The sequence below is a fragment of the Streptomyces sp. NPDC020490 genome, assembly GCF_044335305.1.
Classification (GTDB): Bacteria; Actinomycetota; Actinomycetes; order Streptomycetales; family Streptomycetaceae; genus Streptomyces.
In genome coordinates this window covers 173,414-181,230 of the sequence record NZ_JBIRUY010000010.1, presented here as the reverse complement: position 1 = coordinate 181,230, position 7,817 = coordinate 173,414, and the positions used below count along the sequence as shown (strand labels likewise).

Here is a 7,817-nt window from a genome sequence, read left to right as displayed (position 1 = left end):
GGCGGGGTTTACAATATGATTCACGTTCATTTTGTTTGTGGGGGGCGGGGGGGTGGCGGGGGCCCCCCCGGGGGGCCCGGGGCCCGGGGGGGGGGCCCCCCCCCCCCGGCCCCCCCCCCCCCCCACAACTGATCTTTCCGGCGGCGGATTCGCCGGTTCACGCACCCAGCGGGCCGCTGTCGCCGAGCAGCGCCGCGGCGGCCTGGAGGGGAGTGAGGTCCTGCGCCGGCTCGGCGGAGGGGGCGGCATGGCAGGTGAAGCCGAGGCGGGTCATGGCGCGGGTGACCTCACCGCTGGTGAAGTCACGACGGTCCTGCCGGGTGATGATCTGGCCCACCTGTTTGACGGGGTAGCGGCGGCGGCCGATGGTGACAGACTCTCCCGTGACGAGTTCGGGCGTGACGCCCTTCATCGACTCCAGCACTCCGGCCTTGGTCAGCTCGAACGGGTAGCGGGCGATGATGCAGCGCATGATGCCTCACAGAGGGAAGGGGGAACGGAGGGAGCCCTGGTCAGGTGGCTTGGTGGACGATGTCCACAACGCGTGCGGCTCGTGCGACGCGTGCGGTCTAGGCTGCGGCGAGGGGTCCGTCGAGGACGTCCCGTAGCCGAATCCGGTCCGTGTACGTGGCACTCTCGCGGAGGACCGCGAGGCGGGCCAGGGTGATCCGGCCCGTGCTCTGGTCGTCCCTGTCGCACAGGGTCAGGTGCTCGACCCGGGCGGCGGCCATGACGGCCAGAGCGACCTCGACGGTCATGTCGTCACGGACCCGCGGTCCGCATGTGTCCACGTCTGCCGGGTTCCCGGGGCCGGAAGCCGGCCCACGGTCCTGAATCTGGTCCTGTGTCAAGGTGCCTCCTGATGCGCTGACCCGGACGGACCGGATGGACCGGACGGGCGAGACGGGCCGGACGGGCGGGACCGGCTGGACCAGCGGGACAACCGGCGGGGTGAAAGGTACGAACGCGGCAGGCGCCTGGCGCCGCACGGCGGTTACGCGGCCGATCCGTAGGCGCGCTGCCGCCGCGGCCTGCGCCGGGCCGCTTCACCGGCCGGGCGGCCCTCGACAGCGCGCTCCCCACGACCGGTTCCGCCACTCCCGCCGGTTCCGCCGTTCCCGCCGCTCCCGGCGTTTCCGCCGCCGTCACGGGCGCCACGAGCCTCACGACGGTCACCGCCGCCGCGTGTGCCGCGTCCGCCACGCCCTCCGCGGCTGCGCGGCGAGGAGGACGCGCGGCGGGGGCTTTCCGTCTCCGGCGCCGCGATGACGACCGGGACGCCGGAGGGGGTCTGGGCCCCCGTGATGCGGCTCAGTTCCTCGTCGCCCGGGCGCACCTGCGTGATCCGCGGGGTGATGCCGGCCGAGGACATGAGGCGGCTCATGTCGCGGCGCTGATCGGGCGTCACCAGGGTGACGACGCTGCCGGACTCGCCGGCGCGCGCCGTACGGCCGCCGCGGTGCAGGTAGTCCTTGTGGTCGCTGGGGGGATCGACGTTGACGACCAGGTCGAGGTTGTCGACGTGGATGCCGCGCGCGGCGACGTTGGTGGCCACCAGGACGGTCACGTGCCCGGTCTTGAACTGGGTGAGGGTCCGCGTGCGCTGCGGCTGCGACTTGCCGCCGTGCAGGGCCGCGGCGCGGATGCCGCTGCTCAGCAGGTGCTTGGTCAGCCGGTCCACCGCGTGCTTGGTGTCCAGGAACATGATCACGCGGCCGTCGCGCGCCGCGATGTCGGTGGTCGTCCGGTGCTTGTCCGCGTCGTGCACGTGCAGCACATGGTGCTCCATCGTGGTGACCGCGCCCGCCGACGGGTCGACGGAGTGGACCACCGGGTCGCTGAGGTAGCGGCGGACCAGCAGGTCGACGTTGCGGTCCAGGGTGGCCGAGAAGAGCATCCGCTGGCCTTCCGGACGCACCTGGTCGAGCAGGGCGGTGACCTGGGGCATGAAGCCCATGTCGGCCATCTGGTCGGCCTCGTCCAGGACGGTGATGTCGACGTCGTCCAGTCGGCAGTCGCCACGGCCGATCAGGTCCTTCAGCCGCCCGGGCGTCGCGACGACGACCTCCGCCCCGCTCCGCAGCGCGCCCGCCTGCCTGCCGATCGACGTCCCGCCGACGACGGTGGCCAGCCGCAGCCCGAGGGGACGGGCGTACGGGGTGAGCGCGTCGGTGACCTGCTGGGCGAGCTCGCGGGTGGGGACGAGGACCAGGGCGAGGGGCTGGCGGGGCTCCGCGCGTCGTCCCGCGGTCCGGGCCAGGAGGGCGAGACCGAAGGCGAGCGTCTTGCCCGACCCGGTGCGACCGCGGCCGAGCACGTCCCGTCCGGCCAGCGAGTTCGGCAGGGTCGCCGCCTGGATCGGGAACGGCACGGTCACCCCTTCGTGACCGAGCGCGGCCAGCAGCCGCGCCGGCAGGGCGAGTTCGGCGAACGACTCCACGGCGGGCAGCGGAGGCGTGACCGTCTCCGGCAGTGCGAACTCGGCGGGCGCGGCCGGTCGGCTTCCGTACCCCCGCGAGCGGCGCGGAGAGCCGGAGCGGTTGGCGCCGGAGCCCCCTCGGGAGCGGTCGTAGGAGCGGGACGTGCGGGCGCGATTCATGCGGAACCTTCCTTGTCGCGGCACATGGCATTGATGCGGCACGTGCAAGGAATTCCCGCAGCGAATGAGCGGCGCAGAGAATTGCGAGAACGAGCCAAAGTCGTCGAAGGGCGGTCGGAGCGACGAGAAAACGCGCCACCGCCGGTGATGCGGAGGAGCCTGCGCTCGGGCGGCCCCTGAATACAGCGAGTCGGGGCCCGCACCCCTAGGCGCGGGCCCCAACTGCGAAGTGTGTGACGGTGTGGTATGTCAGGCGGGAACGATGTTCTCGGCCGTCAGGCCCTTCTGGCCCTGCGCGATGTCGAAGGACACCTTCTGGCCTTCCAGCAGCTCGCGGAAGCCCTGGGCGGCGATGTTCGAGTAGTGGGCGAAGACGTCGGCGCCGCCGCCGTCCTGCTCGATGAAGCCGAAGCCCTTTTCCGCGTTGAACCACTTCACGGTGCCAGTAGCCATTTCATTTCTCCTTCGGAGGCGGTGTCGGGAATCCGCCCTGTGCGGGTTCCGTGTCGCCGTGATGATGACGCCGTAGGAAGAAATGAACCTTCTGGCAATCACACCTGCAACTGAGATCGACAGTAGCATGGCGCGACCGGCCCTGCACTGTCGATGATTTCCGCCTGGTCCGGTGGTCGGGAATACTCGGTGCGCGCCGTGTCTAATTCTCACTTCGCGAACACAGATATTGGCTCGCCGGTCGCGGCGTTTCCCGGCGGCGGCCGGGCGGTCGCGGAGCCCTGACCTCCGGCGGAGCCGGACGTACGGCCACCGGCGCCACCGATGCCCGGCAGGGAGCGGAACACCCCCGGGACCCCCTGCGGCGACGAAGGTCACAGTCCTCGCCCACCCGGCATCGCGATCATGCCGGAGGGGGACGTCGGGCCGTTCCCGCTACGCCGTCGGGCCCTCCCGCTACGCCGTCGGGTCGCTCCCGCAACAACGTCGGGCCCTTCCGGCAACCTTTCCGCGCCCCGCGGCCACTGATGAGTCGGAGACCCTCTCCACCCGTACCTCACGGCAACCACGCGTTCCCCCGAACCCGGTCAGGTAAGGACTCATCCGTGGCGCTCCCCTCGCACCGCCGCCGCCCGCCCCGCAAGCGCCGCGCCGCGCTCGTCCCCGGCATCGCCGTCCTGGCCGCCGGGCTCGTCGTGCTGCTGGTCGTCGCGTTCCAGCCCGGTCACCGGGCGGACGATGCCGGGCACGCCCGGGCCACGTCCCTCGCCGGCGATCGGGCGAGCGCCCCGTCGTCCCCGACGCGGACCCGGTCCGAGACGTCCCAGTCCCGGCCGGAGTCCGGATCCGGGTCTCCGTCCCCGTCCTCGTCCGCCGCCACGTCCACCCCGGCGCCCCACCGGACCGGCGCCGCCCCCTCCCGGCCGCCGTCGGCCACGGCCGCCGTCCCCCGGACGGGCTCCGGCGCGGCGCCGCTGGCGGGACGGATCCGCCCCGCGGTCACCTACCGAGGAGTCGCCACCCACTACGACGCCGGTGACGGGGACGGCGCCTGTCTGTACGGCCCGACCGACGACCTCATGATCGCCGCGATGAACCACGCCGACTACGAGTCCGCCAAGGCGTGCGGAGCGTACGTGCGCGTCCGCACGGCCGACGGCGCATCCGTCACGGTCCGCGTCACCAACGAATGCCCACTGCCCTGCGCTCCCGGCCAACTCGACCTCAGCGTCCAGGCCTTCGCCAAGCTCGCCGCCCCCTCGCGCGGCCGCATCGCGATCACCTGGAGCCTGCTGAGCCCCAGCACCACCGACACGATCTCGCTCCGGTACAAGACCGGGTCCAGCCGTTACTGGTGCGCCGTGCAGGTGATCGGCCACCGCAATCCGGTGGCGCGGCTGGAGGTCCGCAGCGGCGGCGGCTGGAGCCCGCTGCCCCGCACCGACTTCAACTACTTCCTCTCCGAGCACGGCAGCGGCTGCGGCGGCGGGCTGAGGATCACCGACATCTACGGTGAACGACTGGTCGTCGACGGCATCGCGCTCCGGCCGGACGCCGTGCAGCCCACCCGCGTCCAGTTCGCCGCCCACTGATCACGTGCGGAGGCCGTGGGGCAGGGCTGTGTGGTAGGCACGTCGGCATGGGACGGATCGACTACCTGCACGACCCCGACGCCCCGCGCGCCGACTCCGTCGTGCCCGCCGTCGTGGCCCTCGTGCGCGACGGCACGGGGCGGGTGCTGATGGTGCAGCGGTCCGACAACGGACGCTGGGCCCTGCCCGGAGGCGGGCACGACGTGGGGGAGTCCATCAGCGACACGGTGGTCCGCGAGGTCCGCGAGGAGACCGGGATCGAGGTGGAGGTCGTCGGCCTGACCGGCATCTACACCGACCCAGGCCACGTGATCCGGTACGACGACGGGGAGGTCCGCCAGCAGTTCAGCATCTGCTTCCTGGCACGCCCCACGGGCGGCGAACTGCGCACGAGCGACGAGACCACCCAGGTCCGCTGGGTCGACCCGGCCGACCTGGCCGGACTGGACATCCACCCCACCATGCGCCTGCGGATCGACCACGCCCTGGACCCGGCGCGGACCGCTCCCCACATCGGCTGACGGCCGCGGACACGGGGCGCCGGCGTCAGGCGAGCGCGGCCGCCCCGCCACCCCAACGCGCCTCCGTCCGGGGCACACTGACCGTATGTCCACTCGTCGCAGACGCTGCCCCGAATGCCGGCGCGAGATCGCCGTCGTGGCCGGCCGGTTCGCCCGGCACGACCCGCCTGGGGCGCGCGAGAACGGGAGGCTCGTCTCCTGCGCCGGCTCGCGCCGCCAGGCCGAGACCGACGCGGCCCAGCCCACGCTCGACGGCTACGTCGTGCCCGAGTTCCCCGGGCAACTACCCCTCTTCTGAGCGGGCGTGACCGAGCGCGAACGCCTCGGCGCGGCGGGGCCGCTCAGGGCCCGGCCACCGACTTCACCGCCACCGACACCGGCGTGGACCCGCTCACCAGTTCCAGGACCAGGCCCGACGTCGCCGGGGTGTCCACCAGCTCCGCGAGAACGGTGGCGACGTCGTCGCGGGGGACCGCGCCACGGCCGGTGTGGGCCTCCAGCCGTACGAGACCGGTGCCGGGGTCGTTCGTCAGGCTGCCGGGGCGCAGGATCGTCCAGTCCAGGGCGTCCAGACTCCGCACATGGGCGTCGGCCGCGCCCTTCGCGCGCAGGTAGGCGTCGAAGACGTCGTCGCCCTGGCGCGCCGGATCCGCGCCCATCGACGACACGACGACATGCCGGCGCACGCCCGCCCGGACCGCGGCGTCCGCGAACAGGATGGCCGCTCCCTTGTCCACCGTGTCCTTGCGGGCCGCCCCGCTGCCCGGACCCGCGCCCGCCGCGAACACCGCCGCGTCCGCGCCCTGCAGATGGGCCGCGACCTCCTCGACGGAAACCGACTCGAGATCCAGAAGAACCGGTTCTGCGCCGGCTTCTCGCAGGTCGTCGCCCTGCTCGGCGTGGCGGATGATCCCCGCGACCTCATCACCGCGCGCGGCGAGCAGCCGCTCCAGCCGCAGCGCGATCTGACCATGACCACCAGCGATGACAATGCGCATGTCTCCGACCGTACGCCCGGACGGCCGTATCCGCCCCACGACTTGAGCCCGCGTCCCAGGGAGCGCCCGCGCCCCGCGAGCGCCCAGCGCACGCGCTGGGCGCGGGCGCCCGCCTCCGACCCGCCGGGCGCCCGCTCCCGGCGCGCACGCCGTGCGGTCTCGCGCCGAGCGTGTGCGCCTCCGCCGCACAACCCCTGGCTCCCCGGGGTGCCCGGGTCTCCGACCGGGTGGTGAACCGAGATCCACGCACCAGGCGCGCACGCCCACGCCACACGCCGGGCTCGCGCACTCGTCACGCGAGCCGGGCGCGCGTGCTCCTCCCGCGAGCCGGGCGTGCGTGCTCTCCCGCAAGCGGGGCGTACGCACCCATACACGCGCCGGACCGTCCTGAGCGCGCCGGGCGCGCCCGCCCCGCGCCCTCACGACAGTTCCCCGCGCCCCTGCCGGGGCAGCCCCAGCTCCGCCGCGGCCGAGCTGCAGTACTCCCGTACCGCGCTCGTCCGCGCGACCACCCGCCCCCGGTGCACGACGATCCGGCTGTACGCGAGCGACAGCGCCTCCGTGAGGCGGTCGCCGCGCACCGCCAGCAGCTCGGCCGGAAAGCCGGCCTCCACCCGTACCTCGGGCAGGCCCAGAGCGGCCCGTGCCGCTGAGCTCACCGCGTCGTAGGCGTCCTCGGGACGAAGCGCGTACCGGGAGGCCAGCAGATAGGCGGCCTCCAGCGGGTCCCCGCGGCCCACCGGGTTCGAGACGTCCCGCAGCGCGCCGCTGCCCGCCGCCACCCGCACGCCGGCCGCCCGCAGCAGCCGTACCGGAGCCGTACCCAGGCGGTCGGCGCCGCCGCAGCCCCCCTGGGGCAGGCACACCACCGTCACCCCGGCCGCCGCGAGCCGGTCGGCCGTGCGCGAGACCGCGTCGGCCGGAAGCCGGCTGAGACCGCCGCACGGGCCGAGGGTGACGCCGGGGCGCAGCCCGCCCGCCATCGCGGCGAGGCGGGCCAGCCGGGCGGGGTCGGCGGCGTCGGTGTGCAGGTCGACGGGGCAGCCGTGCTCGGAGGCGACCTCGAGCACCGCCTCCACGTACCCGATGGGGTCCGGGTCCAGGTCCGGGCAGCCGCCCACCACGCCGGCGCCCATTTTCACCGCGTCCCGCAGCATCGCGAGCCCGTCCGCTCCCGCCGTGCCCGTCAGCAGCCGCGGCATCGCCACCGCGGTCAGCTCCGTCAGCCCGCGCAGCGAACGCCGCGCCCGCTCCACTGCCACCAGCGCGCCCAGCCCCTGCACGTCGCCCACGCGCACGTGTGCCCGCAACGCGGTCGCCCCGTGCCCCAGCTGCAGCAGCGCCGCCTCGGTGACCCGGCGCTGGACGTCGTGGGAGTCGTACGACACCGGGCCGTCGTCGGCGGCCGACAGGGCGGTGTCACCGTGGGCGTGCGGTTCGGCCGGGGCCGGTACGAGCAGATAGCCGCTGAGGTCCACGCGCGTGCCGCCGCCCCGCACCCCGCCCGCCGTCAGGCTGCCCGCCGTGCCGACCGCCTCGATCCGTCCTCCGTCCAGCCGCACGTCCACCGTCCGGCCGTCGGTCAGCCGCGCCCCGCACAACAGCAGGGCGGACGGGTGGGGCGGCTGCGGCTGGCTGTCGGGCATCGCGCTCC

At 74.0% G+C, this 7,817-nt stretch carries 9 protein-coding genes; 3 read left to right on the top strand and 6 right to left on the bottom strand.

Annotation, left to right across the window (positions count from 1 at the left end):
- Positions 1–157: 157 nt before the first annotated feature.
- From ACH4ZX_RS13700 to ACH4ZX_RS13685, 4 genes are all read right to left on the bottom strand, one after another.
- On the bottom strand, positions 158–472 hold the full coding sequence (locus ACH4ZX_RS13700; protein ID WP_398271809.1) for an SCO5918 family protein: 315 nt from the start codon (positions 470–472) through the stop codon (positions 158–160).
- 97 nt (positions 473–569) lie between these two features.
- A complete protein-coding gene (locus ACH4ZX_RS13695; protein ID WP_398271862.1) occupies positions 570–836 on the bottom strand; it encodes a CBS domain-containing protein in 267 nt (88 codons plus the stop codon).
- A 158-nt stretch (positions 837–994) separates the two neighbouring features.
- Positions 995–2,599, bottom strand: coding sequence for a DEAD/DEAH box helicase (locus tag ACH4ZX_RS13690; protein ID WP_398271807.1), 1,605 nt, complete (start codon positions 2,597–2,599; stop codon positions 995–997).
- A 249-nt stretch (positions 2,600–2,848) separates the two neighbouring features.
- Complete coding sequence (locus tag ACH4ZX_RS13685) at positions 2,849–3,052, bottom strand: cold-shock protein (protein WP_030173817.1); 204 nt, start codon at positions 3,050–3,052, stop codon at positions 2,849–2,851.
- Positions 3,053–3,657: 605 nt separating this feature from the next.
- On the opposite strand from ACH4ZX_RS13685, the gene ACH4ZX_RS13680 reads away from it, so the two are divergent.
- The 3 genes from ACH4ZX_RS13680 to ACH4ZX_RS13670 all read left to right on the top strand — a co-directional run bounded on the left by ACH4ZX_RS13680 (position 3,658) and on the right by ACH4ZX_RS13670 (position 5,463).
- Entirely contained in the window at positions 3,658–4,644 is a 987-nt protein-coding gene (locus tag ACH4ZX_RS13680) for an expansin EXLX1 family cellulose-binding protein (RefSeq protein WP_398271805.1), read from the top strand.
- Positions 4,645–4,691: 47 nt separating this feature from the next.
- Positions 4,692–5,165 carry an NUDIX hydrolase gene (locus ACH4ZX_RS13675; RefSeq protein ID WP_398271803.1) on the top strand — a complete coding sequence of 158 codons (474 nt, stop codon included), beginning with the start codon at positions 4,692–4,694 and terminating at the stop codon, positions 5,163–5,165.
- Positions 5,166–5,250: 85 nt separating this feature from the next.
- Complete coding sequence (locus ACH4ZX_RS13670; RefSeq protein WP_398271801.1) at positions 5,251–5,463, top strand: hypothetical protein; 213 nt, start codon at positions 5,251–5,253, stop codon at positions 5,461–5,463.
- A gap of 43 nt (positions 5,464–5,506) precedes the next feature.
- Here the strand turns inward: ACH4ZX_RS13670 and ACH4ZX_RS13665 are convergent, their stop codons facing one another.
- Positions 5,507–6,163 (bottom strand): SDR family oxidoreductase, encoded by a 657-nt coding sequence (locus tag ACH4ZX_RS13665; RefSeq protein WP_398271799.1) that lies wholly within the window; start codon positions 6,161–6,163, stop codon positions 5,507–5,509.
- A 419-nt stretch (positions 6,164–6,582) separates the two neighbouring features.
- The gene (locus tag ACH4ZX_RS13660; RefSeq protein ID WP_398271797.1) at positions 6,583–7,809 is read right to left on the bottom strand and encodes a hydrolase; all 1,227 of its coding nucleotides are present in this window, start codon (positions 7,807–7,809) and stop codon (positions 6,583–6,585) included.
- Between the last annotated feature and the right edge of the window lie 8 nt (positions 7,810–7,817).

Coding starts and splice junctions, on each gene's coding strand:
- ACH4ZX_RS13700 (WP_398271809.1), bottom strand. CDS start 472: ATGCGCTGCATCATCGCCCGCTACCCGTTCGAGCTGACCAAGGCCGGA.
- ACH4ZX_RS13690 (WP_398271807.1), bottom strand. CDS start 2,599: ATGAATCGCGCCCGCACGTCCCGCTCCTACGACCGCTCCCGAGGGGGC.
- ACH4ZX_RS13685 (WP_030173817.1), bottom strand. CDS start 3,052: ATGGCTACTGGCACCGTGAAGTGGTTCAACGCGGAAAAGGGCTTCGGC.
- ACH4ZX_RS13675 (WP_398271803.1), top strand. CDS start 4,692: ATGGGACGGATCGACTACCTGCACGACCCCGACGCCCCGCGCGCCGAC.
- ACH4ZX_RS13670 (WP_398271801.1), top strand. CDS start 5,251: ATGTCCACTCGTCGCAGACGCTGCCCCGAATGCCGGCGCGAGATCGCC.
- ACH4ZX_RS13665 (WP_398271799.1), bottom strand. CDS start 6,163: ATGCGCATTGTCATCGCTGGTGGTCATGGTCAGATCGCGCTGCGGCTG.
- ACH4ZX_RS13660 (WP_398271797.1), bottom strand. CDS start 7,809: ATGCCCGACAGCCAGCCGCAGCCGCCCCACCCGTCCGCCCTGCTGTTG.